This is a genomic window from Ureibacillus thermosphaericus, assembly GCF_002370195.2.
GTDB classification, from domain to species: Bacteria; Bacillota; Bacilli; order Bacillales_A; family Planococcaceae; genus Ureibacillus; species Ureibacillus thermosphaericus.
The window spans coordinates 2,532,381-2,558,770 of the sequence record NZ_AP018335.1 but is presented as its reverse complement, the minus strand read 5'-3'; the positions used below and the strand labels follow the sequence as shown (position 1 = coordinate 2,558,770).

At 35.9% G+C, this 26,390-nt stretch carries 18 protein-coding genes and 1 pseudogene; 15 read left to right on the top strand and 4 right to left on the bottom strand.

Annotated features, from left to right (window positions below; genetic code table 11):
* Positions 1–133 precede the first annotated feature (133 nt).
* A complete protein-coding gene (locus tag UtA1_RS12260) occupies positions 134–655 on the top strand; it encodes a hypothetical protein (protein ID WP_016838380.1) in 522 nt (173 codons plus the stop codon).
* A gap of 209 nt (positions 656–864) precedes the next feature.
* On the opposite strand, the gene UtA1_RS12255 is transcribed toward UtA1_RS12260, so the two are convergent.
* Positions 865–2,157, bottom strand: a complete 1,293-nt coding sequence (locus UtA1_RS12255) for a replication-associated recombination protein A (protein WP_096551321.1) — start codon at positions 2,155–2,157, stop codon at positions 865–867.
* Between the two features lie 128 nt (positions 2,158–2,285).
* On the opposite strand from UtA1_RS12255, the gene cymR reads away from it, so the two are divergent.
* Genes cymR through UtA1_RS12235 form a run of 4 tightly spaced genes read left to right on the top strand, consistent with a single transcriptional unit; the run spans position 2,286 to position 5,741 of the window.
* Positions 2,286–2,705, top strand: coding sequence for a cysteine metabolism transcriptional regulator CymR (gene cymR, locus UtA1_RS12250; RefSeq protein ID WP_016839403.1), 420 nt, complete (start codon positions 2,286–2,288; stop codon positions 2,703–2,705).
* Between the two features lie 35 nt (positions 2,706–2,740).
* Entirely contained in the window at positions 2,741–3,886 is a 1,146-nt protein-coding gene (locus tag UtA1_RS12245) for a cysteine desulfurase family protein (protein ID WP_096551319.1), read from the top strand.
* 20 nt (positions 3,887–3,906) lie between these two features.
* Positions 3,907–5,028, top strand: coding sequence for a tRNA 2-thiouridine(34) synthase MnmA (mnmA, locus tag UtA1_RS12240; protein ID WP_096551317.1), 1,122 nt, complete (start codon positions 3,907–3,909; stop codon positions 5,026–5,028).
* 44 nt (positions 5,029–5,072) lie between these two features.
* On the top strand, positions 5,073–5,741 hold the full coding sequence (locus UtA1_RS12235) for a tetratricopeptide repeat protein (protein ID WP_096551315.1): 669 nt from the start codon (positions 5,073–5,075) through the stop codon (positions 5,739–5,741).
* A gap of 211 nt (positions 5,742–5,952) precedes the next feature.
* Here the strand turns inward: UtA1_RS12235 and hisA are convergent, their stop codons facing one another.
* Entirely contained in the window at positions 5,953–6,702 is a 750-nt protein-coding gene (hisA, locus tag UtA1_RS12230; protein WP_096551313.1) for a phosphoribosylformimino-5-aminoimidazole carboxamide ribotide isomerase, read from the bottom strand.
* A 139-nt stretch (positions 6,703–6,841) separates the two neighbouring features.
* On the opposite strand from hisA, the gene recD2 reads away from it, so the two are divergent.
* The 3 genes and pseudogenes from recD2 to UtA1_RS12215 all read left to right on the top strand — a co-directional run bounded on the left by recD2 (position 6,842) and on the right by UtA1_RS12215 (position 12,680).
* A complete protein-coding gene (recD2, locus tag UtA1_RS12225; RefSeq protein WP_096551311.1) occupies positions 6,842–9,328 on the top strand; it encodes an SF1B family DNA helicase RecD2 in 2,487 nt (828 codons plus the stop codon).
* Between the two features lie 455 nt (positions 9,329–9,783).
* A pseudogene (asnB, locus tag UtA1_RS12220) lies at positions 9,784–11,631 on the top strand (asparagine synthase (glutamine-hydrolyzing)).
* Between the two features lie 194 nt (positions 11,632–11,825).
* Positions 11,826–12,680: a helix-turn-helix domain-containing protein gene (locus UtA1_RS12215; RefSeq protein WP_016839412.1), complete on the top strand. Its 855-nt coding sequence runs from the start codon at positions 11,826–11,828 to the stop codon at positions 12,678–12,680.
* Between the two features lie 59 nt (positions 12,681–12,739).
* On the opposite strand, the gene UtA1_RS12210 is transcribed toward UtA1_RS12215, so the two are convergent.
* Positions 12,740–13,360 (bottom strand): methyl-accepting chemotaxis protein, encoded by a 621-nt coding sequence (locus tag UtA1_RS12210; protein WP_232019951.1) that lies wholly within the window; start codon positions 13,358–13,360, stop codon positions 12,740–12,742.
* Between the two features lie 223 nt (positions 13,361–13,583).
* Here UtA1_RS12210 and UtA1_RS12205 point away from each other — a divergent pair, with 223 nt between their 5' ends.
* Complete coding sequence (locus UtA1_RS12205) at positions 13,584–14,855, top strand: IS4 family transposase (protein ID WP_096550285.1); 1,272 nt, start codon at positions 13,584–13,586, stop codon at positions 14,853–14,855.
* A gap of 175 nt (positions 14,856–15,030) precedes the next feature.
* On the opposite strand, the gene UtA1_RS12200 is transcribed toward UtA1_RS12205, so the two are convergent.
* Positions 15,031–16,107, bottom strand: coding sequence for a methyl-accepting chemotaxis protein (locus UtA1_RS12200; protein WP_232019837.1), 1,077 nt, complete (start codon positions 16,105–16,107; stop codon positions 15,031–15,033).
* A 394-nt stretch (positions 16,108–16,501) separates the two neighbouring features.
* On the opposite strand from UtA1_RS12200, the gene gltB reads away from it, so the two are divergent.
* The 6 genes from gltB to UtA1_RS12170 are packed head-to-tail and all read left to right on the top strand — an operon-like array spanning position 16,502 to position 26,369.
* The gene (gltB, locus tag UtA1_RS12195; RefSeq protein ID WP_096551307.1) at positions 16,502–20,977 is read left to right on the top strand and encodes a glutamate synthase large subunit; all 4,476 of its coding nucleotides are present in this window, start codon (positions 16,502–16,504) and stop codon (positions 20,975–20,977) included.
* Positions 20,978–20,999: 22 nt separating this feature from the next.
* Entirely contained in the window at positions 21,000–22,469 is a 1,470-nt protein-coding gene (locus UtA1_RS12190; protein WP_016839415.1) for a glutamate synthase subunit beta, read from the top strand.
* 16 nt (positions 22,470–22,485) lie between these two features.
* Complete coding sequence (locus UtA1_RS12185; protein ID WP_096551305.1) at positions 22,486–23,736, top strand: LL-diaminopimelate aminotransferase; 1,251 nt, start codon at positions 22,486–22,488, stop codon at positions 23,734–23,736.
* A gap of 4 nt (positions 23,737–23,740) precedes the next feature.
* A complete protein-coding gene (gene dapF, locus UtA1_RS12180) occupies positions 23,741–24,616 on the top strand; it encodes a diaminopimelate epimerase (RefSeq protein ID WP_016839417.1) in 876 nt (291 codons plus the stop codon).
* A gap of 49 nt (positions 24,617–24,665) precedes the next feature.
* On the top strand, positions 24,666–26,006 hold the full coding sequence (gene glnA / locus UtA1_RS12175) for a type I glutamate--ammonia ligase (RefSeq protein ID WP_016839418.1): 1,341 nt from the start codon (positions 24,666–24,668) through the stop codon (positions 26,004–26,006).
* A 21-nt stretch (positions 26,007–26,027) separates the two neighbouring features.
* Entirely contained in the window at positions 26,028–26,369 is a 342-nt protein-coding gene (locus tag UtA1_RS12170; RefSeq protein ID WP_096551303.1) for a P-II family nitrogen regulator, read from the top strand.
* Positions 26,370–26,390: the final 21 nt, after the last annotated feature.

Sequence of the window (26,390 nt, the reverse complement as noted above, 5' to 3'; positions counted from 1 at the left end):
TTCGGAAATTGCTATTAATGAAGCTAAAAAAACAGATTTAATACATTTTTTTCACGTTTTATTATTTCATTCAAAATAATAAGGATTTTATTGATATAGTAAAACTTAATACGAGCATACAAGGGGGTATTTTATGCCAAAAATTCAAATAAGAAATGACATATTGAATTTAGTCCAGCTTCAAGAAGAATTGGATGGGATTCTCTTCGATTATATTGATACTTCGCAAAAATGGGATTTGGCTTTTGAAGAGTTAAAACAGTTATTGGATGAATCGGTTACTTACTTCAAAAAATATGTGCAAAGAAAAGATGGAAGATTGCCGGAAAGCGATATGTATTGGTCTTTATTTATTGATATCGTAAGCAAAATTATATACTTCAAAACAATTGCATATATGAACCTTGTAAAGGAAATGACTGAGGAACAAAAAGAGCAAATAAAAAAATCTTTTCATGATGCAGCAAATTGTTTACCGGATGTTCAAGGACGCAATTTAGAATTTTTACAAGAGTTGAGCGAAACATATAATCAATTATTTCATGAAGAAGATGAATTTGAACGCTATTACCTTGATAAAAATAATGGTTTAAAAGACTGCATTCGTTTTTTCAATGAATTTTGCAATCAATATGGAAAGAATATTCTAAATTAATAAACATGGCTACCACTTGATGCTTTTTTTTGGAAAGTTAGGGAAACGGTAAAAATCGAACAACTTTACGTTGAAAACCAGGAAATATGAAACAGAGCGAATGGAAAAACTCATTGTTTTCTCCATTCGCTCTGTTTTTATGGACTTTTTAAACAAGCCCTTTTTACGATAAAATCTGAAAACAAATTCGGTTTATCTCAATTAAGGATTTACTGACTGTTATGATTTTTTAAGGATTTTAACTTTTCATAGATCGTTGCCATCCTTTTTTCTTCCCCTGCAATGACAGGGCGATAAAATTCCATATCTTGAAGTGTATCTGGTAAATATTGTTGATTTACCCAACCACCAAAAGTGCCTATTGGATAGTCGTGAGGGTACTGGTAACCAACGTGACCTAATGTTTTGGCTCCCGCATAATGAGCATCCCTCAAATGCATAGGAATATCCCCAGTTTTTCCTTCATGAATGGCTTTAATTGCAGCGTCTAATGCCTGATATGCGGAATTGGATTTTTCAGATAAGCACATTTCAATGACTGCATTGGCAAGGGGAATTCTCGCTTCAGGTAAGCCGAGTACTTTTGCTGCTTCTGTTGCTGCATATACATGGGCACCTACATGGGGATTCGCAAGGCCAATATCCTCATAAGCCATCACCAAAAGTCTTCTACAAACTGCAATTAAATCTCCATTTTCAAGCAAATGGGCTAAATAATATAAACTTGCGTTGACATCGCTTCCTCTCACAGATTTTTGCAAAGCGGACAATAAATTATAAAAATGCGTGCCACCTTTATCTCCATATACGCCGATGCGTTTCGCCAAGTGTTCGATAGTAGAATCTTCCACACGCACAATGTCATCTATTTCTTCTGAAGCATGAAAGACTGATTCTAACAAAGTTAAAGCTTTCCTAGCATCACCATTGGAAGCAATCGCAATTTTTTTTATTTGTTCATCATGAATATCAATTGAATATTTACCTAATCCTCGTTCTTCATCATGCAATGCGTTTTTTAACAGTTGGACAAGTTCCTCAAGAGTCAAACGTTTTAGTTGAAAAATCTCCCCGCATCGGGAACGAATTGCTGGATTGACATCGTGAAATGGATTTTCTGTCGTAGCACCGATTAAAATAATTGACCCATCTTCCACATGGGGTAATAATGTATCTTGTTGAAGTTTATTAAATCTATGAATCTCATCTAAAAACAGTATGACTTTTCCTGTGAGCCTTGCTTCTGATACAATTTGTTCAACATCTTTTTTTCCAGCAATCGTTGCGTTTAGAGGAAAGAAAGGTAAATTTGTGCTTCCTGCAATCGCATAGGCAATAGAGGTTTTCCCAATTCCTGGTTCGCCGTACAATAACATTGACGGAACATGTCCGTTTTGAATCATTTTATATAAAGCGGTATCTTTACCAATAATATGTTGTTGTCCAACTACTTCATCTATATTTCTTGGGCGCATTCGAAATGCCAATGGTTCATTTTGCATAGTACTTCCTCCGATGAACTTAAAAACTTTTCATTTATAAATTATAATAGACCTTTTCCAAGTGGAATAAAAGGTGTTATGTTATACTAGACGAAGAATATGGGAATAGAAATTTGAGGTGTAGTAAGATGAAAATTTCAACAAAAGGTAGATACGGTTTAACAATTATGATTGAATTAGCAAAACATTATGGGGATGGTCCACTCCCATTACGTAAAATTGCGGAAGAAAAAAATCTATCGGAGGCATACTTAGAACAATTAGTATCTCCATTACGTATTGCTGGTTTAGTAAAAAGTGTGCGCGGTGCATACGGCGGTTATTTGCTTGCCATTCCACCAAGTAAAATTTCAGCAGCCGATGTGATTCGTGTATTAGAAGGTCCAATCCAACCAGTGGAGGGAATTGAAGAAGAAGAACCACCACAACAACAGCTTTGGATTCGCATTCGCGATGCAGTAAAACAGGTACTTGATACGACAACGATTGAAGATTTAGCAAATTATACTGACGAGACAGAATATGACGGTTATATGTTCTATATTTAATTGCACATAAGAATAAAGGAGTTTATCGGCACATTATGCAAACGTTTTACTTAGATCATGCAGCAACTTCACCAGTTCATCCAGAAGTCATCAATTCTATGGCGGAAGTAATGGCTCGTGTGTATGGAAATCCTTCCAGCATCCATACAGCAGGACGATCTGCAAGAAAGGTATTGGACGAAGCGAGAAGTATTTTAGCTCAATCCATTGGCGCGAAAGATACAGAAATCATTTTAACCAGTGGTGGAACAGAAGCTGATAATACAGCAATATTTGGAGTAGCTCAAGCTTTAAAATCGAAAGGTAAACATATTATCACAACATCAGTAGAGCATCATGCTGTTCTACATGCATGTGAACAGCTAGAAAAAGCTGGTTTTGAAGTAACATATTTACCAGTAAATGAAAACGGTCGCATTTCTGTTGAATCTGTAAAAAATGCATTGCGAGATGACACGATTTTAGTAACGATTATGTATGGAAATAACGAAGTAGGTACGATTCAACCAATTAAAGAAATTGGTGAACTACTAAAAGACCATCAAGCGATTTTTCATACCGATGCTGTTCAAGCTTATGGATTAGAAAAAATCGATGTTAATGAATTACACGTTGATCTATTAAGTGTCTCAAGTCATAAAATTAATGGACCAAAAGGAATTGGCTTTTTATATCAACGGGAAAAAACGCCTTTCATCGCTACATTTTATGGTGGCTCACAGGAAAGAAAACGGAGAGCAGGGACGGAAAATGTACATGCTGCTGTAGGTTTTGCAAAAGCTGTTGAAATCTCGCAGCAGGAAATGGAAAAAAGACAGGAAACATATCTTCAATTTAGAATGATCTTCTTAAATGTATTAAATCGGGAACAAATTACTTACAAGGTAAATGGTGATCATGAATATTTCCTTAAACATATATTAAATATTAGTTTTCCAGGAATGGACGTTGAATCGTTCCTCGTGAATTTGGATATGGACGGTGTTTATGCATCAAGTGGTTCGGCTTGTACAGCAGGTTCCATTGACCCATCTCACGTGCTCTTTGCAATGTTTGGAAAAGGTGCTTCAGAGCTTCGTAATTCCATTCGTTTTAGTTTTGGTTTAGGATTAACAGAGAAAGATGTTGAAATTGCAGCAGAACGTACTGCCAAAATCGTGAAAAGAATGACAAATTCATAGAAATAGAAAAGGTGAAATATATGGTAGAAACTCGTGATCCATCACAAATTCGTGTAGTCGTTGGAATGAGCGGTGGGGTAGATTCATCTGTAGCTGCTTATTTGTTGAAGCAGCAAGGCTATGATGTAATTGGCATCTTCATGAAAAACTGGGATGATACCGATGAAAACGGTGTATGTACCGCAACGGAAGATTATGAAGATGTCATCAAAGTCTGCAATCAAATCGGCATCCCTTACTACGCGGTAAATTTTGAGAAAGAATATTGGGATAAAGTATTTACCTATTTTTTAGAGGAATACAAAGCTGGAAGAACTCCAAATCCCGATGTCATGTGCAACAAGGAAATCAAATTCAAAGCTTTCCTTGAGCATGCATTAAAGCTGGGTGCTGATTATTTAGCAACAGGGCATTATGCTCGAGTGGAAGAGCGAGAAGGAGAAGTCGTGTTATTGCGCGGCGTCGATCGGAATAAAGACCAAACATATTTTTTAAATCAATTGAATCAGCAACAGCTGCAAAAGGTCATGTTCCCAATCGGACATATTGAAAAGCCGAAAGTTCGACAAATTGCTGAAGAGGCTGGTCTTGCAACAGCGAAGAAAAAAGACTCAACAGGCATCTGTTTTATTGGTGAGCGCAATTTTAAAGAATTTTTAAGTAACTACTTGCCAGCGCAACCTGGTAAAATGGAAACCCTTGATGGCAAAGTTATGGGGAAACATGATGGGCTAATGTATTATACAATTGGACAAAGACACGGCCTTGGCATTGGCGGTGAAGGTGAACCTTGGTTTGTTGTGGGGAAAGATTTAAAACGCAATGTGTTATATGTGGGACAAGGATTCCATAATGAAGCATTGTATTCTACATCATTAATCGCAACAAATATGAGCTTCACATCCAATCAACCGAAACCAAAGAAATTTACTTGTACAGCTAAATTCCGCTACCGACAAGAAGATACTCCAGTAGAAGTGGAGCTTTTAGATGATCAAAAGGCACATATTACATTCCAAGTGCCACAGCGAGCGATTACGCCTGGACAAGCTGTTGTTTTATATGATGGGGAAGTATGTTTAGGAGGAGGAACAATTGATGAAGTATTAAAAAATGGTGAAAAATTAACTTATGTAGGATAATTGGCGGCTAAGTTGGTCGCCAATTTTTGATGAGAGGTGAAAACATGAACTATAATGAAGAAGGTATCAAAGCATTGCAGGAAGAGCGTTATGAAGATGCAGTGAAAGCTTTCACGGAAGCAATTGAACAAAATCCGGATGATCCAGTAGGCTATATTAATTTTGGGAATGTCCTTGCCGCAATGAACGAGATAGAGCGTGCAGAGAGATTTTTTCAAAAAGCGATTACTCTTGATGAAAAAGCAGCAACGGCCTATTATGGTTTAGCAAACTTATATTATAATTCGGAGCGATTTGTAGAGGCGGCAAAACTTTATCAAAAGTCGATTGAATATGGAATTGAAGGTGCCGATGCTTATTACATGTTAGGGAAAGCATTAGAAAAGGAAAATAAAGTAAAACTGGCACTTCCCTATATGCAACGAGCTGCTGAACTTGCGCCGGATGATATGCAAATTCGTTTAAGTTACGGCATTTTATTATGTAAGTTAGAGATGTTTGATTTAGCAAAAAAGGAATTGGAGTATGTCTTACATAATGATGAACAAAATGCCGATGCTCATTATAATTTAGGTGTGCTCTACGCCCTCTCGACAGAGGTTGCAAAAGAGGCGTTATATCACTTAGAACAAGCCTTTACAATTCAACCAGAACATGAACAAGCAAAATATATTTATGACATGGTAATGGAGCGCTTAAAGAATAAAAATTAGAATGTAGAAAGGCTATCTAGAAGTTAAGATTTCTAGATAGCCTTTTGAATTGGAAATTTTCTATACTAGCCGGTAGATACCCAACATTGATGTTAACCTCAAGCTTCATATTATTATTTGTTTCAGAAACGAAATTTATCTTATCACGATAATAGATGTCAAGTCGTTGTGATTGAATTTCTATTGGAAAATTCACTATAGCACTTCAAAATTATGACTTACAATAATTCACCACATCTCGATATGGCAAATCGCCTCCAAAAATATCTAATGCACTGCCGATCGTTACGTGCAATTTTCCTCCTGATAATTTTTTAAACCTTTCAAGATCTTGTAATGATCGAACTCCACCTGCATAAGTTGTTGGAATCTTTGTCCATTTCGCTAAATCCTGAACTAATTCTTCCTGCATTCCGCTTTTTTTCCCTTCCACATCCACGGCATGAATTAAAAACTCATCACAATATTGTTCTAGGAAGGAAATATTTTCCTGATTGATTTCAAAATCGCTGAATTTCGTCCATTTATCTGTTACCACATACCATTTCCCGTCTCGTTTTCGGCAGCTTAAATCAAGGACAATGTGTTCTTTTCCAATCTCTTGGACTAGACGTTCTAATCTTTCCATATCTAATTGTCCATCGTGAAATATGTATGATGTAACAATGACATGGCTGGCACCCGTATCAATCCATTTTTTTGCATTGTCCGCAGTGATTCCTCCACCGATTTGAAGTCCTCTCGGATATGCAGTTAAAGCAAATTGGGCTTGTTCTTCATTTCCAGGGCCTAACATGATAACATGCCCACCTGTTAAACCATCCTTTTTAAATAGTTCGGCATAATAGGAAGCATCTTTTTCAGAAATAAAATTTTCTACAACAGTTTCTTGTCCTAAAGTACTGCCAACAATTTGTTTGACTTTTCCATCATGCAAATCAATACAAGGTCTAAATTCCATAATGCACTCGAATCCCTTCAATAAGTATTTTTTATATCATATCATTGGTCTATTATTTAATCGAGAAGTGGAAGTTCCTATTTTGTTACACTCCGTAATAATGGTATCATATTAAAGAGATTTTTTCGGAGAGGAGCGTATGAAAGTGGAGGAAAACTTCACCATACTCAAAACGACAAAAACCTTTGTTTTAGGCCGGCCAATTGTTTCCATTTTTCATAACGCATCCAACATGTATTCTATTGTAAAAGTAAAAATTAAGGAAACCAATTTGCAATATACAGAAAAAGAAATCACAGTTGTAGGATATTTTCCAACCCTTGATGAAGAACATGACTATCGTTTTTTTGGAAGTTTGAAGCATCATCCGAAATACGGAATTCAATTCCAAGTAGAAATGTTTGAAAGGGAAGTTCCTGCAACTGAACAAGGTGTCATTCACTATTTATCGAGTGACTTATTTCCGGGTATTGGTCCAAAAACTGCTGAGTTGATTGTCAAAACGCTAGGGACTGATGCGCTGAAAAAAATGATGGAAAATCCACAAATTCTCGATGAAGTTCCAAGGCTTTCTGAAGAGAAAAAAATGACTATTCGCAGCACTTTAGAACAAAATTTAGGTTTGGATAAAATTATGATTCAATTGAACGAATGGGGATTCGGACCGCAATTAGGAATGAAAATATATCAAACGTATCGAGAAGAAACAATTCATTTGTTAACCGAAAATCCTTATCGTTTAATTGAAGAAGTAGAAGGGGTTGGATTTACAAAAGCCGATGAATTGGGCAGCAAAATCGGCATAACAGGAAACCATCCCGACCGAATTAAAGCAGCAGTCTTACATGTGTTGAATCAAGCTGCTTTATCTGAAGGGCATGTATATTTAGAAGCGGAACATGTATTGCCTGAGGTTAAAGGTATGCTGGAACAGAGCCAACCTGTAGAAATTCCTTTTGAGTCTATTTCAAAAGCGGTTATTGAATTGGAAGAGGAAGGGAAAATTTGCGGCGAAGAGACGAGAATTTACTTGCCATCCTTATATTTTAGTGAAGTTGGCATCGCCACTAAAATTTTGCAACTTTTAAAGCAAAATGAACAAAGTCAAATTTTTTCAAAAGACGAGATACGAAAAGCAATCGGAGAAGTCGAAGAACGTTTGGAAGTGACTTATGCAGAAACGCAAGCAAGAGCCATTGAACAAGCTCTAAACTCGTCCGTTATGATCTTAACAGGTGGGCCAGGAACTGGGAAAACGACCGTTATTCGAGGATTAGTTGAAGTGTATGCAGAACTTCACGGAATTTCCTTAGATCCTAAAGAATATGCGAAGAGGGAAGAACCGTTTCCAATTATTCTCGCAGCACCAACTGGTAGAGCTGCAAAAAGACTTTCGGAATCTACGGGTTTACCAGCGATGACAATTCACCGATTATTAGGTTTTAATGGTCAAGAAAAAGAGGAAGAATCAGATCGTGAAATCGAAGGCCGTCTTGTAATAATCGATGAAATGTCCATGGTAGATACGTGGTTAAGTCACCAATTGTTAAAAAGTATTCCTCTCAATGCTCAAGTGGTTCTTGTAGGAGATCAAGATCAATTGCCTCCGGTTGGACCTGGACAAGTATTAAAGGACTTATTAGCTTCTAAAGTCGTGCCAACCATAGAACTAACAGAAGTATATCGCCAAGCAGATGGTTCTACGATTATCGAACTGGCCCATCAAATTAAAAAAGGGCAAATTCCAACTAACTTTACTGAAAAAACGACCGATCGTTCTTTTATTAAAGCTTCAAAAGATCAAATTGCCAGCGTCGTCACACAAGTTGTAAAAAGTGCATTGGCAAAAGGTCAATCTATACGTGATATACAAGTGTTGGCACCTATGTACAAGGGGCCAGCTGGTATTGATTATTTAAATAAAGAAATTCAAGAGCTTGTGAATTCAAACGAGGATGGAACGAGAAAAGAAGTAAAGTATGGCGATACGATTTTCCGCATTGGTGATAAAGTTTTACAGCTGGTCAACCAGCCGGAAAGTAATGTTTTTAACGGTGATATTGGAGAAATTGTAGCAATCATAAAAGCGAAAGAAACGGTTGAAAAACAAGATATCGTTGTCGTTTCTTATGATGGCAATGAAGTGACGTATGAACGATCAGATTTAAATCAAATTACTCTGGCTTATTGTTGCTCCATTCATAAAGCGCAAGGCAGTGAATTCCAAACTGTGATTATGCCCATTGTTCGAAGCTATTCGAAAATGCTTCGTAGAAATTTGATTTATACAGGAATTACTCGTGCGAAAAATTATTTAATATTATGCGGAGAGCCAGAAGAATTCATGAAGGGAATTCAACGCACGGACGATTTGAAGCGTTTTACGACTTTGAGGGCCCGATTGAATCCCGCGAAGATGAATGATGATCGAAATCAGGAAATGAAGATGGAAGGGGAGAAGCTTGATGAACAAATCGTGCATCTTTCACCGGACGATTGCAATGAACAGCAGACGACAGGCGATACTACTTCCCTTCCTCCAGTCCTTAATGCGGAAACAGCACCTAAAATCCATCCGATGATAGGGATGGATGGTATCACCCCTTATGATTTTTTGGATGAATAAAAGGTTGTATACACTTTAGATAAAAAACCGAACAATTGCCTGAATCTCTGTTTCTGAGAGTTGCAACGTTCGGTTTTACTATTATATGTCAATAAAATGTTCTTTTCCAGTCATCCATTTTTTGCCCCTATCCGATTCAATGGCCATTTACCTGAATTGCGATGTATCCATGTTGGATCATCCCTTATGTACGATGTTATATATCAAATCGAGAATGTTTGTTAGCGATTTGAGAATTAAAAAGGATTTAAATGATATAAAAATATAGATTTATTTGAAAATTTTGTGTTTAGGTTTGATATAATTTAGAATTTAAATGCTGATTTTTGTAGTATTTACCAATTATTCATATGGATATTAGATAGGTTTCATTTAAAAATGAAATTGTTCTTTATAAACAAAAAATCATAAAATGAATAACAAGAAAAAATTATACTACGAAAGAGTGATGGATGATGTGTGGAATTACGGGCTGGATTGATTGGGAAAACAATTTGAAACATCAAGAAGTCACTATAAAAAAGATGACACAAACGTTAAACAAAAGAGGACCAGATGCCTCTAACATTTTTTGTGACACGCATGTTGCTCTTGGTCATACAAGACTGATCGTAGTAGATCCTGTTGGCGGTTCTCAGCCAATGTCGAAAACAAAAGGTTCTAATAAGTATACGATAGTTTACAATGGTGAGCTATATAATACTGAAGAACTGCGTAATGAATTGGTCAATCGGGGTTATTCATTTCAATCCCATTCTGATACGGAAGTATTGTTAACAGCTTATATCGAGTGGAAAGAAGAATGTGTTAAACATTTAAACGGTATATATGCTTTTGCTATTTGGGATGAGGAATGTGAAAAAATTTACATGGCGAGGGATCGGCTCGGTGTAAAGCCTTTGTTTTATAAATTTAGCGGAAAAAGCTTAATATTTGGTTCAGAATTGAAGGCAATTTTAGCCCATCCAAAAGTAAAATCCGAAGTTGATCGAGAAGGATTACAAGAATTATTTGGTTTAGGTCCTTCCCGAACGCCAGGGCACGGAATATTTCGAGGGATTAATGAATTAAGGCCAGCCCATTATCTTATTTTTGATCAACATGGCTTGAATATACAACGTTATTGGAATGTTAGAAGTACTAAACATGTTCATTCATTAGAAGAAACTATCGAAAATGTTCGTTTACTCATAAAAGATGCAGTTGAACGACAATTAGTTGCAGATGTTCCGGTTTGCACCTTTTTGTCGGGTGGTTTAGATTCAAGTGTTATTACCTCCATTGCTTCAAATTTTTTCAATAACCTAGAAAGAGGACCTCTTCATACCTATTCTATTGATTATGAAGAAAACAGTACTTATTTTCAAAAGAGTTTGTTTCAACCGGATGAAGACCGTCCATGGATTGAAAAAGTAGTTCAACATCTAGGTGTTGCTCATCATACGACCATTATTTCCCACGAACAACTTGCTGAAAAATTAAAGGAAGCTGTGATTGCTAAAGATTTACCTGGTATGGCAGATATTGATTCTTCTTTACTTTTATTTTCCGAAGAAATAAAAAAACATTTTACTGTGGCACTATCTGGTGAATGTGCTGATGAAATTTTTGGAGGCTATCCTTGGTTCTATAAAACAGAATTATTGAAAAACGATGGTTTTCCTTGGATGCAATCCGAATCAGAGAGACAAAATCTACTATTACCATACTGGCAAAATACATTGAAATTGAAAGATTATATAAAATTACGATATGAAGAAACGATCCAAGAAGTGCCGAAATTAGAAGGGGAAGAACCGAATGAAGCCCGACGCAGAGAAATGTTTTATTTGAATATGGTGTGGTTTATGTCGACATTGCTAGATCGAAAAGATCGAATGAGTATGGCTGCTAGTCTAGAAGTGCGGGTACCATTTGCAGACCATCGAATTGTTGAATATGCATGGAACATACCATGGTCAATGAAAATGCTAGGCGGAAGAGAAAAAGGATTATTGCGAAAAGCTCTAGAAGGCATTCTTCCAATGGATATTTTATACCGAAAAAAGAGCCCCTATCCTAAGACACATCATCCTAAATATACATAGCTAGTAACTGACATGTTGCGACAGATTATTCAGAAGAAAAACTCACCAATATTGCAACTCATTTCGAAAGAAAAATTAGAAGAACTGCTAGATTCCAACAAATCATTTAAAATTCCCTGGTTCGGCCAACTAATGACGGGCCCTCAACTTATTGCCCATTTGGTTCAAATGAATATTTGGCTTGAAAAATATAATGTAAATTTAGTTGATTTGTAAACGCTTTTTGAAATAATATTAAACTTTAATATATACGGATTTTTCATTCATTTTGTTTAAAATTTTTCCATCATTAAATCGTCTGACAAATGCAATTAGAAAATAATCCGATTGGGTTTGCCAAAGTCGTGTAGGGATTCAGAGATACTCTTGCACGCTGATGACAAACAGCGTAGAAAGGAAGGGGTATTATTATGTTAAATGTAAATCCTGATCAATTTGTTATCAAACCATCATTAGCAACAATTAATTGTGAACCAAATTGGCAGTGGAAGCGAAAAGCACCTATTCCAAATTATGATTTACTTTACGTTTGGAGTGGAAAAGGAACTTTAACATTAAACGGAAAAGACTTTAAATTACAAAGAGGTAGTTGTTTTCTATTTAAACCAGGTGATTGGACGACGGCAACCCAAGATCCAATGCATCCGCTTGTAATTACGTACATTCATTTCGACCTTGAAATCGAGCCGAATATGATACCAAAATCTTATCGAATTTTACAAGATCGGATTCATTTTGAGTCGCTTCTTTCTCAATATGTAAGATTATTTTTAGTGAAAACTTTTGCTGCAGATATCGAAGGAAAGTTGATATTAAAACAATTAATGATTCAACTGTTAAGGGAAGATCAACAGTCAGAAACAATACAAATAGAAGAAAGCACGGAAATGCAAAGTCAGTTGTTCTTTACAATCAGGGAAGTGGCAAATTATGTTCAACAACATCCCGGAAAAAATCATACAGTAGAAAGTTTAGCTGCTCGCGCTAATTTTTCGCCACGTTATTTTTCAAAAAAATTTAAAGAAATCATGGGGCAAACAATTCAATCCTATGTTGTTGAAACTCGAATAAAAAGAGCGGAGCATTTGTTGCATTATACAGGCATGACAGTAACAGAAGTAGCTGATGCTCTTGGGTATAATAATATTCATTTCTTTAGCCGACAATTTAAAGCATATACAGGGAAAAGTCCATCGGAAATTCGGACATTACCGAGAATAAGAAAATCAACGATAAAAGAAATCTCGCTAAAAAGAAATGCTTAAATAGATTATTCAAAAAAACCGACATTTCCAATACGGAATATGTCGGTTTATTACGTGTATTATATTTTAAATCGCTTCACTAACAGTTGAAGTTGCTCAGCCATTGTTGCCAATGTTGTAGCGGATGTAGTAACTTCTTCCATTGTAGCCAGTTGTTCTTCTGAGGCAGAGGAAATTTCTGTTGAATGTTTCGCATTTGTTTCGGCCATTTTTGCGATTTCTTCAATGGAAGAATTAATTTGTTCAATATTTGTTGTAATTTCTTCTGTTATAGAATTTAATTCTTGGGTTTGAGCTGTAACATTCTCAATAGATTTTACTATTTGTTCAAATGATTTTCCGGATTCTTCGGTTATTTCTAATCCATTTTTTGCAACTGAATTAACATTGCTTGTCATATCAACAGCTGTATCAATGTCTTTTTGGATGATATGGATAATTTCAACAATTTGATCAGCTGATGATTTTGATTGTTCAGCTAATTTACGTACTTCGTCAGCTACAACTGCAAAACCTTTCCCGTGTTCTCCTGCACGAGCTGCTTCAATTGCAGCATTTAATGCCAACAAATTGATTTGTGATGCAATTTCGGTAATGACATCAATAATTTTTCCAATATAATTTGAATTTTGTTCTAAGTTTTTCATTACCTCTAGTGTATCGGATGATGCATCATGAATATTTTTTACTTGGCCAACTACTTTTTGAATGTGGGTATTACCTAAGTTGGCTTGAGCCCAATGTCATCAACTTATATTTACAATTAATGGAAGTTTATTAAAATACCAATTTTTAATTTAATATTCACAAAGATAGGTAATAAGACTCTTGTGTTTTTAAAAAGTCCACCAAAATCGTTTTAGAAGCCAATTTTTGGTTAATAAAACGAGGATGGTGGTTTTTTTGAAATCAAAAAGTACTTTTTTAGGGGCAATTGAGATTACTCGAAAGATGCTGAATGATGTGATGTTTATGATTGAATCTCGAACAAAGGAAACGTACTTTACGCGAAAAGAAAAGAAGTTAAATTTCAAAAATACAATTTTATTTAATTTAAATTTTGTCAAAAAGAGTCTTCAGATTGAACTTGACGACTTTTTTGACAAGTTTAATTTATCAGATATTAGTATTTCTAAACAAGGCTATTCTGCTGCACGAAAGAAGGTTTCTCCCCTCGCTTTTGTAAAACTCTCAAAAGCGATTGTTAATTGGTATTATGAAGAAAATTCTTTTAAAACTTATCGTGGATTTAGGCTTTGCGCAATTGACGGAAGTGTATTACAAATACCTGACACCGAGGAACTTCGAAATTATTTTGGGTATGGAAGAAATCAAAGGTCAAGCTATGCAAGAGCTAGAGCCTCTTGTATCTATGATCTTGAAAATGGGATTATAATAACTTCTAAAATCGATCCTTATAAGGTAGCTGAGCGAGATAGTGCAAAGAATATGATTAAAGAACTCGTACAAACCGGATTGAAGAACGACCTAATTTTGTTTGATAGAGGTTATCCGTCAAGAGATTTTATCGCTTTTTTAGATGCCATTGGCATCAAGTATCTTATGCGATGTCAAAAAAATACGATAAAGGAAATTGTCGAAGCGAAGAAAGCTGATCAAATTATACAAATAACACATGAGGGCCAAGTGGTTAATGCTCGTGTAGTTAGGTTCTTACTAGATTCTGACACAGAAGAAATACTTGTCACAAATCTAATAGAGGAAGGCTTCAATATTTCTGAGTTCAAAACTCTTTATTTTAAACGCTGGGGAATTGAAACTGAGTATAATAACGTGAAAAATAAAATCGAAATAGAAAATTTTACGGGTGGTTCGAAAATCGCAATTGAACAAGATTTCTATGCATCAATATATTTATCGAATATGGTCAGTTTATTGAGAAATGATGCCAATGAAACAATTAATGAGGAGAGTAAGAAAAAAAGACGAAAACATGATTATCAAGTAAACACAAATATCTTAATAGGAAAATTAAAAGATAGGATGGTTCACTTATTATTAGAAGATTGTCCAATCAAAAGAGAGAGAATGTTTACAAAAATCATGAAAGTGATTATAAGAAATAAGACACCTATTCGGTTTGGGAGAAGCTACCCACGAAGGAATGGTCTGTCCTCAACAAAGTATCCCCTAAACCAAAAAAGGTGTCTATAAACAATACATAGGATAAATATAACCTATTTGTTTATTAAATGTAAATAAATTAGGGGCTTAAAAAATAAATATTTAAGCCTCGGGCATTCTATTGCCTTTTTTACCTAACTTTAGAAAATGATTAAAGCTATAAAGGATGATTTAATATTTTTAAAAGGAGGCAACCGGTGGTTGCCTAATAACTGTAAATTTTTGGTTCAATAACTTTATGACATTGGGCTTGAGCCATCATGACATTTGCGTTCTCGGCAACCGAACGAATAGAATCTGCAATATAATGCATTCCTCTTGTAATATCATGTATAGCTTCAGCACTCTCAGTTGTATTCTTACCTTGAATTTCTATTGTTTTTGCTACCTCTTGGATTGAGAGTACCACTTGATCGGTTACAGAAGCGGTTTGTTCAGAGCTAGATAATAATTCTTCTGAGGAAGCAGCGACTTGTTCAGAAGCCTCACTTACTTGACTAAGCATGGCTCGTAAAGAACCTAACATTTTATTAAAGGACAAAGCCATTTCACCAATTTCATCTTTAGTTTGAATTTGAATTTCTTTCGTTAAATCTCCTTCGCCCTCTGCAATTTCTTTCAGTTGATTATTGACGAGTTTAATTGGTTGAATAATTGAACGGATTAAGAATAACATTACAATCATTGTAATAATCCCAATAACTGCAATCGTCATTACAATATTAATTAATATTGTGTAAACATTTTTTTGTATTGATTCAATAGGTGTACCTGTTAGCCACATACCGATAATATTGTCTTTTCCATCTTTGATGGGTTGATACATTGTTAAATACAACTTGCCTGAAATATCGGCTTTTCCAATATAAACTTCACCTTTTTGAAGCACTGTTTCTAGAATGGCAGGATCGGCAGATGCACCAATTTTTCTTTCTCCGTTTACCTCAATATTTGTTGCTACAGTAGAATCATTTAAAAATATATTGGTAATACCACCAGTCGTCTCTCCGATTTTATCCAAGATTTTATTATTATCATTAATTTTAATAACGCCTTTATATAAGTTTCCTTCACGAACGTTCCAACTACCTGGATACTTTTCATCAATTATGCTTAAACCTAGTTTCGCTTCAACTGCAACTTTTTCCTCATAAATAGATAATAACTGTTTTTCAACTTGAATTTTTGCTACAAAACCAATTGAAAACATTAAGAATAAAATAACGAAGATTATTAAAATATTAAATTTCGTTTGGAGTTTCAATCTCTTAACAACGTTCATGATGCTCTCTCTCCTGAAAATATTGTAATTTTTATAGTAAAAATCTTACATCATTATAATATATTTATAAAATATTGTAAAAATATTTAGTATTTCGAAATAACTAGTAAATGATTAATTGTGTTACATATGAACTGTTAATTGATAAATAGAATACCTAGTAATTTAGAGGGAGTTTCATTTTTGGATTTTGCTTTGAATTAACGTATCCTCTCCTCCAGCAAAACACTTGGCATAAGTTCGACAAGTGTTTTTTTATTTCAAACATAAACCCGAAGAAAAGAAGAAGTGTAAAAAAGTGCAAAGATTCAACTTAATAGTCTAAATATTTTTGGTTTTAGACTTGTTAGGATGTATGTATAAGAAAACAGGAAGAATTAAGGGGTGCAGAAAAATGGATCAAGGATTAACACAAGGTTTATACAATCCACAATTTGAACATGACTCGTGCGGAATCGCCTTATTAGCGAATATCAAAGGTGAAAAATCACATTCACTTGTATCCCAAGCGTTAATTGCCCTAGAACGGTTAACTCATCGCGGAGGTCGAGATGATAAGGAAACGTTAGGTGATGGATCAGGCATTTTAACTGACATACCTCATGAATTATTTGAAAAAGAATGGGGAAAGCAGGGAAAACAACTGCCATCTTTAGGGGAATATGGTGTTATGATGATTTTTCTTCCAAAAGAGGAAACGAAACAAGAAGAATACAAGCAAAGAATTGAAGAAATTGTTGAAATGAACAGTTTGACAATTTTCGGATGGAGAACTGTACCAACAAACGATCAAGTATTACAAAATGAATTCATACAAACAGCCCCTTCAATTCATCAGTTATTTGTTATACCTACATCAGTTAATAGTCAAAATGATGATTTCGAAAGACGTTTATATATTGCCCGAAAAAAAATTGAAAACACCTTTAAACAATTCGAGCGTAATATTGATGCTTGTTATATTTCTAGTTTTTCATCGAAAACCATTGTTTATAAAGGGCTACTGTTACCGAATCAATTAAAAAATTTTTATGTCGATTTAACGAATGAAAATTACCAGTCTAAAATGGCAATGGTTCATAACCGCTTTAGTACAAATACTTTCCCGAGTTGGAGCAGAGCTCAACCAAACAGGATGCTCATGCATAACGGGGAAATTAATACTATTACCGGTAATGTAAACTGGATGTTTGCTCGAGAAGCAACAATGAAAACGGAAGTGTTTGGTGATGATTTGGAGGCACTTCATCCAATTGTCAATCTCGACGGCAGCGACTCTGCAATGTTTGACAATGTTTTAGAGCATTTAGTGATGTCCGGATGGTCTTTACCCCAAGCGATGATGATGATGATTCCGGAACCTTGGCAAAATAATAAATTACTTTCAGAAAAACAGAGAGCGTTTTATCAATATCATAGCTTATTAATGGAACCGTGGGATGGGCCAGCTGCAATGGGGTTCACAAACGGACACCAAGCAGGTGCTTGCCTTGATCGAAATGGTTTACGACCTGCTAGATTCATTTTGACGGAAGATGACTTTTTCTATTTATCTTCAGAAGTGGGAGTTGTCGACATACCAGAAGAAAAAATCGTCCAAAAAGGCCGCTTAAAACCAGGTCAAATGTTAGTAGTAGATTTCGAAAAGAAAGCCTTATTGTTCGATGAGGAGCTAAAACTGCAATTTATCAATGAACATCCATATGAACAATGGACAGCTGAAATGATTTTACCTATCGATAACATTCCTGCATTAAATGTAGAAACATCAAAAAATATGGATCGTACTCAAATAATTCGTCTCCAACGAGCATTTGGCTATACCTTTGAAGAATGGGAAAAATATATTAAACCTTTAGCAGTCCGTGGAGACGATCCAGTTGGTTCAATGGGGTATGATGGGCCACTCGCTGTATTATCCAAAAAACCACAACTATTATTCAACTACTTTAAACAACGATTTGCCCAAGTAACAAATCCACCAATCGATGCTATTCGAGAAGCGTACGTTACTTCAATGGAAGTGTATTTGGGCAGTGAAGGTAACTTATTAAAACCTAAAAAAGAAGACTATCAAAAAATAAAGTTAAAAACACCTATTTTGACTAAAAATGAATGGCTAAAAATTATTAGTTTCAATTTAAACGGTTGGAAAGTGTCTAAACTGTCAACTTTATTCCCTACTGAACAACCAGAATCGATGGAAATTTATTTGAAAAAACTTCTGAAAAACGCTGAAAAAGCTGCAAATGATGGATATCAATTACTTGTCATTAGCGACAGAGGTGTAAACAAACAAAATGCAGCCATTCCATCATTATTAGCTGTTTCCAGTGTCCATCACTACCTAATACAAAAAGGCCTTCGCAATAAAGTAAGCATTATTGTCGAATCAGGAGAACCGAGAGAAGTGCATCACTTTGCAGCACTACTTGGCTATGGAGCTAACGCTATTTATCCTTATTTAGTTTACGCATCCCTTTCACAATTGGAAGAAGCAGTAGATAACGATTTAATTGATAAGTATGTGAAAGGTATCACAAAAGGGATATTAAAAATCATGTCTAAAATGGGCATTTCAACGGTGCAAAGTTATATCGGTGCACAAATTTTCGAAGCAATTGGATTGAGTCGAGAAGTAATTGAAAATTATTTCCCTCGTACGATTTCTCAAATCGGTGGACTTGAATTAAATGATATTGCATTAGAGACAGTTATTCGCCATAAAGCTGCATGGGAAGATGATGAACTTTTATTGGAAGAAGGATCTGATTTCCAATGGCGAAAAAATGGTGAAGATCACCTTTATCGTCCTGAAACAATCCATACTTTACAGCTCGCTTGCCGTACAGGAAAATATGAACTTTACAAAAAGTATAGCGAAATGCTGTCGAAAGAAACGAATACAACGTTAAGAGGATTATTTGAATTAAAAAGTGATCGAAAACCAATTCCGATTGAAGAAGTAGAACCAATCGAATCGATTTTTAAACGATTTAAAACAGGTGCCATGTCTTTCGGTTCAATTAGTATAGAAGCTCATGAAGCAATTGCCATTGCAATGAATCGAATTGGCGGAAAAAGCAATTCAGGAGAAGGAGGAGAAGATCCAAACCGCTTTATTCCTTTGCCAAATGGTGATTCAAAATTAAGCCGCATTAAACAAGTGGCTTCCGGTCGATTTGGTGTAACAAGTCATTATTTAGTGAATTGTGATGAGATTCAAATCAAAATGGCTCAAGGTGCAAAGCCAGGAGAAGGGGGACAGCTTGCCGGCCATAAAGTGACAGAAGAAGTTGCAAAGACAAGAGGTTCTACGCCGGGCATTGAACTAATCTCACCACCGCCTCATCATGATATTTATTCGATTGAGGACCTTGAGCAATTAATTTACGACTTGAAAAACGCCAATCCCGAAGCGCGAATCAACGTAAAGCTAGTTTCCGAAAGTGGTGTTGGAACAATTGCTGCTGGTGTTGCAAAAGCTAAAGCCGATGTAATTCTCATCAGTGGTTATGATGGAGGAACAGGAGCAGCAGCAAAAACGAGCATTAAGCATGCTGGCCTCCCTTGGGAATTAGGGTTAGCAGAAGCACATCAAACATTAATGCTAAATGGCTTAAGAAACAAAGTAGTGCTCGAAACAGACGGAAAACTAATGAACGGTAGAGATGTAGTAATCGCCGCATTATTAGGAGCAGAGGAATACGGATTTTCAACATTGCCACTTGTATCGTTAGGGTGCGTCATGATGAGGGTTTGTCATCTAGATACATGCCCAGTGGGAATCGCAACTCAAAATCCAGTTCTTAGAAGAAAAATGATCGGAACTGCTGAACACGTTGTCCACCTAATGCACTTTATTGCGCAAGAAATTCGTGAATATATGGCGGAATTAGGCTTTAGAACAATAGAGGAAATGGTGGGAAGAACGGATATTATTCAGATTAAGAATGATGTGAATTGGAAGGAAAAGAAACTGGATTTATCTTCGTTACTCGTTAGCTATGATGGTGAACGTACAGCTACAAAAAGCCAAAATCACCAACTAGAAAAAACATTGGATTATGAAAAATTAATTCCATTAAGCAAGGAAGCTTTAAATCATAAGAAGCCAGTTCATATTGCTCTTCCTATTAAAAATACGAACCGCTCTGTCGGTACAATGCTTGGAAGTGTTGTTTCGAAAATACATGGAAGTGAAGGTTTAAATGAAGATACAATTCAAATTCACTTTACAGGATCCGCAGGCCAAAGTTTTGGAGCATTCATTCCAAATGGCATTACGTTGAAGTTGGAAGGAGAAGCAAATGACTATGTCGGAAAGGGATTATCTGGTGGAAAAATCATTGTAGCTCCTTCTTCAAATACAAAGATTGTTGCAGAGGAAAATGTCATCATCGGCAACGCGGCATTCTATGGTGCAACAAGCGGTAAAGCTTTTATTCGCGGTAAAGCAGGAGAAAGATTTTGTGTTCGAAATAGTGGAGCACTTGTTGTAGTCGAAGGTACAGGAGATCACGGCTGTGAATATATGACAGGTGGTAGAGTCGTAATTTTAGGGGAAGTTGGGAAAAACTTTGCAGCAGGTATGTCTGGCGGAATTGCTTATGTATATTCTCCAGCAAACAAATATTTTTACGAAAATTATAACGATGAGCTTGTATTACTTGAAACGATTGAAAGTGAAAAAGAAATCCAGTTTGTGCTTTCTTTAATCAAAGAACATGTTCAAGAAACGAATAGTCTTGTAGCGAAACGAATCATTCAAAATTGGAAAAAAGAAGTTTCGAATTTTATTCGTGTGATTCCTCACAAATATAAGCAGATTTTAGATGAACAAGAATTGTATTTATTAGAAAGTTACTAATTAAGAAAGTGTGGTGAACAAAATGGGAAAACCGACTGGATTTTTGGAGTATAAAAGACAAAATGCCCAGTATCGAAATCCACTAGAAAGACTTCAAGACTGGAAGGAAATATCAACATTACCTTCTGAAGACTTGTTAAAAACTCAAGCAGCTCGATGTATGGATTGCGGTGTTCCATTTTGTCAAAATGGCTCTACTGTAGGAGGAATGTCGACAGGTTGCCCGGTATTTAATTTAATTCCTGAATGGAATGAGCTTGTATACCAAGGTAAATGGAAAGAGGCTTATGAACGATTAAGCAAAACAAATCCATTTCCAGAGTTTACTGGAAGAGCATGTCCGGCTCCTTGTGAAGCTGGATGTGTCGCTTCCCTTTATGAAAGCTCCGTAACCATTAAAAGTATAGAGTGGGCAATCATCGAAAAAGCTTTTGAAGAAGGTTGGGTAACACCTGACATTCCAGAAAAACGAACAGGAGTAAAGATTGCGGTAATTGGATCTGGACCAGCTGGTTTAGCTAGTGCACATGAGTTAAATAAATATGGGCATTCAATAACAGTATTTGAAAGAGCAGATCGAATCGGAGGATTGCTCACTTATGGCATTCCAAAAATGAAAATTGAGCAACACGTAGTTGATCGTCGAATCCATCTGATGGAACAAGCGGGAATTACCTTCTTAACAAACGTTGAAGTTGGGAAAGATTATTCGATTGACCAATTACAATCAGAGTTTGATGCGGTCATTCTTTGCACAGGTGCAACGAAACCTCGTGATCTACAAATTAACGGAAGAAATTTAAAAGGGATCCACTTTGCGATGGATTATTTACACGCCAATACGAAAAGTATGCTGGATTCAGATTTTAAAAATGGTCAATATATTTCTGCTGAGGGAAAAGATGTGGTAGTAATAGGCGGCGGTGATACAGCAGTCGATTGTATCGCTACTGCTCTAAGACAAAATTGTAAAAGTGTCGTCCAATTCGATATTTATCCGAAACGTCCATCAGAACGTACGCCTGATAATCCATGGCCACAATATCCAATGACATATAAGTTGGATTACGGTCAAGAAGAAGCGCTAGCGAAATTTGGAGATGATCCAAGGCTATTTACAACTACTGCATTAGAATTTATTGGTGATGATAACGGTCAACTTGTTGCTGTGAAAAGTGTTGGTATGAAAACGACATTGAATGAAAAAGGAAAAAAAATTCGAGAACCGATACCAAATACAGAGAAAATGATACCTGCTCAACTAGTGTTACTGGCAATCGGATTTGAAGGACCAGAACAACAATTATTTGAACAATTAAATATTGATATTAAAAACTTGAAAAATAGTAGTGCTTACAAAACAAATATAGACAACGTGTTTGTTGCTGGCGATGCAAGACGTGGTCAAAGTTTAATTGTATGGGCAATTCAAGAGGGAAAAGAAGCCGCAAAATCTTGTCATCAGTTAATAACAAACAAAGTAAACCTATAATTTTAGGAGGGTTAAAGTGCAGACTGAAGATTATATACAACAATTATTTGCCGATCGAATTGGGGGTCCTTCATTCGGTTTAAAGGAAGAAATATTCAAATTTGAAAAAATTAAAAGAGCTAAAAGAATAGCCATTAAAGAAAAACCGGATATGGCTTTAATTGATTTGGGAGTCGGTGAACCTGATGCAATGGCAGACAAAAGAGTAGTTGAAAAACTATTCGAAGAAGCCTTAAAACCTGAAAACCGATTTTATTCAGATAATGGCATACATGAATTTAAAGTGGCTGCTTCCCGCTATATGTCAGAGGTATTTGGAGTAAATGGTTTAGATCCTGAAACAGAAATTAACCATGTTATTGGATCTAAATCAGGACTCAGTTTACTGCCAGCTGCTTTCATTAACCCAGGGGACATTACATTAATGCCATCACCATGTTATCCGGTGCTAGGAACTTATACAAAATACTACGGTGGCGAAGTTGTTTATCTTCCATTATTAAAAGAAAATAACTTTTTGCCTCGCCTTGATCAAATTGATCAAGAAGTATTAAAGAAAGCAAAACTGCTCTATTTAAATTATCCCAATAACCCAACTGGTGCAGTAGCGACGAAACAGTTTTTTGAAGAAGTTATTGAGTTTGCAAAAAGCAATCAATTAATCGTCGTCCATGATGCAGCATATGCCGCATTAATGTTCGACGGTGAGAAGCCACTCAGCTTTTTATCGGTACCTGGTGCAAAAGAGATAGGAGTTGAAATCCATTCCTTATCCAAGTCTTTCAATATGACTGGATGGAGAATCGGGTTTATTGCTGGAAATGCAAAATTAATAAAAGCTTTTCAAACGGTAAAGGATAACAGCGATTCTGGTCAATTTATTCCAATCCAAAAAGCTGCAAGTTACGCTTTATCCTACCCTGAAATAACCGAACAAACAGCAAATAAATATTCCCGTCGCCATGAATTACTAGTGAATATTCTTCGTGGGTGTGGTTTTCAAGTGGAAAAACCGAAAGGCTCTTTTTACTTATATGCTGAAGCTCCAATCGGGGTCAAAGATGGGCCTTCCTTTCAAACAGCGGAAGATTTTTCCCAATACCTTATTCGAGAACATTTGATTTCAACAGTTCCGTGGGATGATGCAGGGAGTTTCGTAAGATTTTCCGTTACCTTTGAAGCTAATTCAGAAGAAGAAGAACAGCAAGTGATGAAGGAAATTGAAAGACGATTGAAAGGAGTTCAGTTTATTTTCAAAGGAAGGTGATGAAATGTATTTTACAAAAATGCATGGTTTAGGAAACAATTATATTTTTATTAATTTACTAGAAAATACTTTGCAAGAACAAATACTTCCAACTCTAGCAAAAAATCTTTCTGATGTGAGATTTGGAATTGGTTCTGACGGGATGATTCTTATTTGCGATTCAAAAGTAGCCGACTTTCGAATGCGTATCTTTAACGCAGATGGTTCAGAGGGGAAAAATTGCGGAAATGGATTAAGATGTGTAGCGAAATATCTATATGATCATCAATTTATAGATTCAACGTGTTTTACTATAGAAACACTTGGCGGTATCGTTGAGGTTCACATTTCTCAAGAAAATACAAAAGAAGTGGAATTCGTCACAGTTGATATGGGTGAACCGAAATTGTTAAAAGGAATGATTCCAATGAAAGGTGACCCAACAACAAAGACTATCAATGAACCATTGACGATAGGAGGAAATGTTTACTACTTAACTTGTGTTTCAATGGGTAACCCTCACGCCATTATGTTTGTTGATGATGTTCATAATGTACCGTTAGAAACAATCGGCCCAATGATTGAATTCTCCGATTTATTCCCTGAAAGAGTAAATGTTGGTGTTGTAGAGGTAAAAAATGACAATGAAATCGACTATCGAGTTTGGGAAAGAGGCTCTGGTTTAACAATGGCTTGCGGTACAGGTGCTTGTGCGGCGGTTGTCGCAGCCACGCTCAATGGAAAACTGAAGCAAAACCAAGTAATAACAGTCCATCTTCCAGGAGGTGATTTAGAAATTCATTGGGATGAACATAACCACGTTTGGAAAAAAGGCAGAGCAGAATACATTTGCCACGGTGAAATAAAATTAGATTATTTCACAAAAGAAACAATGCTGTAACAAGCAATCAAATAAATGAAATTTCGATAGATAATAGGAGGAATTTAATATGAAAAAAAATTATACAAAAGAAGACATTTTAAAAATTGCTGAACAGGAAAATGTGCGCTACATTCGGTTACAATTTACAGATCTATTTGGAATTATTAAAAATGTTGAAATACCGCTTAGTCAATTACCAAAAGCTTTAGATAACAAGATTATGTTTGATGGTTCTTCTATTGAAGGATTTGTAAGAATCGAAGAATCAGATATGTATTTATATCCCGATTTAAATACTTGGCTTATCTTCCCTTGGGAAGCAGAACAAGGTAGAAAAATTGCACGTTTAATTTGTGATGTATATTTACCAGATGGTACTCCTTTCCCTGGTGATCCCCGTGGCGTATTAAAACGGGTACTAAAGGAAGCGAATGAACTTGGATTTACAGCAATGAACGTAGGTCCAGAACCGGAATTCTTTTTGTTTAAAGCAGATGAACATGGTAATCCAACAATGGAGTTGAACGACAATGGAGGTTACTTCGATTTAGCTCCAACAGATTTAGGGGAAAACTGCCGTCGTGATATTGTTCTTACCTTAGAAGAAATGGGCTTTGAAATTGAAGCATCCCACCATGAAGTTGCCCCTGGACAACATGAAATTGATTTCAAATATTCCGATGCAGTCGATGCAGCCGATCAAATTCAAACATTTAAATTAGTAGTAAAAAATATTGCTAGAAAACATGGTCTACATGCCACATTTATGCCAAAACCTCTCTATGGCGTAAACGGTTCAGGAATGCACTGTCACCAATCTCTATTCCGCGGTAAAGAAAATGCCTTCTTTGATGAGAAAGATGAATTAGGATTAAGTGAAACTGCTAAACAATATTTAGCCGGAATTTTAAAACATGCTTATAGTTTTGCAGCCATTACAAATCCGACAGTCAATTCTTATAAGCGATTAGTTCCTGGTTATGAAGCACCTTGTTATATTGCATGGTCAGGAAAAAATCGTAGTCCACTCGTTCGTATCCCAGCAAGCCGTGGTTTAAGTACCCGCATTGAATTAAGAAACCCAGATCCATCCGCAAACCCATATCTTGCCCTAGCTGTAATGCTGGCAGCTGGTTTAGATGGCATTAAAAATAAATTAACACTTTGTGACCCAGTAAACTCTAACATTTATAAAATGGATGAGGAACAATTAGATCAATTAAACATTCGCAGTCTACCAGCTAGTTTAAAAGAAGCGATTGACGCACTCGAACAAAATGAAGTCATTAAAGCTGCACTTGGCGAACATATTACAACGCACTTTATTGAAGCAAAACGTATTGAATGGGATGAATTTAGAATCAACGTGCATCCATGGGAACGTGAACGTTATATCACTTTATATTAACTACTTAAAGGAGGACGTTATATGAAAAAAGTTGAGGTAATTACGCGTCCAGAAGTGTTTAAAGAATTGCGAGATAATTTATTCTCAATTGGAGTCGGTGGCATGACCGTTACGGAAGCTGCCGGTACAGGCAAACAAAAAGGTGTGGAGGGGATGTTTCGAGGTACAACTTTTGAAATTAAAGTATTGCCAAAGTTGAAAATTGAATTGGTTGTAGAAGATGGGAAAGTAGATCAAGTGATAGAAGTGATTCAAAGAACATGCAAAACTGGATCGGTAGGTGATGGAAAAATTTTTATTATCCCTGTTGAAGAAGCAATTCGCATCCGAACAGGGGAACATGGTAAAGAAGCGATTATATAAGTTGAGAGGAGTCGAGTGAAG

Bases quoted from the DNA above. Each gene is read 5' to 3' on its own strand.
- UtA1_RS12260 (WP_016838380.1), top strand. From the start codon at position 134: ATGCCAAAAATTCAAATAAGAAATGACATATTGAATTTAGTCCAGCTT.
- UtA1_RS12255 (WP_096551321.1), bottom strand. From the start codon at position 2,157: ATGCAAAATGAACCATTGGCATTTCGAATGCGCCCAAGAAATATAGAT.
- cymR (WP_016839403.1), top strand. From the start codon at position 2,286: ATGAAAATTTCAACAAAAGGTAGATACGGTTTAACAATTATGATTGAA.
- UtA1_RS12245 (WP_096551319.1), top strand. From the start codon at position 2,741: ATGCAAACGTTTTACTTAGATCATGCAGCAACTTCACCAGTTCATCCA.
- mnmA (WP_096551317.1), top strand. From the start codon at position 3,907: ATGGTAGAAACTCGTGATCCATCACAAATTCGTGTAGTCGTTGGAATG.
- UtA1_RS12235 (WP_096551315.1), top strand. From the start codon at position 5,073: ATGAACTATAATGAAGAAGGTATCAAAGCATTGCAGGAAGAGCGTTAT.
- hisA (WP_096551313.1), bottom strand. From the start codon at position 6,702: ATGGAATTTAGACCTTGTATTGATTTGCATGATGGAAAAGTCAAACAA.
- recD2 (WP_096551311.1), top strand. From the start codon at position 6,842: ATGAAAGTGGAGGAAAACTTCACCATACTCAAAACGACAAAAACCTTT.
- UtA1_RS12215 (WP_016839412.1), top strand. From the start codon at position 11,826: ATGTTAAATGTAAATCCTGATCAATTTGTTATCAAACCATCATTAGCA.
- UtA1_RS12200 (WP_232019837.1), bottom strand. From the start codon at position 16,107: ATGAACGTTGTTAAGAGATTGAAACTCCAAACGAAATTTAATATTTTA.
- gltB (WP_096551307.1), top strand. From the start codon at position 16,502: ATGGATCAAGGATTAACACAAGGTTTATACAATCCACAATTTGAACAT.
- UtA1_RS12190 (WP_016839415.1), top strand. From the start codon at position 21,000: ATGGGAAAACCGACTGGATTTTTGGAGTATAAAAGACAAAATGCCCAG.
- dapF (WP_016839417.1), top strand. From the start codon at position 23,741: ATGTATTTTACAAAAATGCATGGTTTAGGAAACAATTATATTTTTATT.
- glnA (WP_016839418.1), top strand. From the start codon at position 24,666: ATGAAAAAAAATTATACAAAAGAAGACATTTTAAAAATTGCTGAACAG.
- UtA1_RS12170 (WP_096551303.1), top strand. From the start codon at position 26,028: ATGAAAAAAGTTGAGGTAATTACGCGTCCAGAAGTGTTTAAAGAATTG.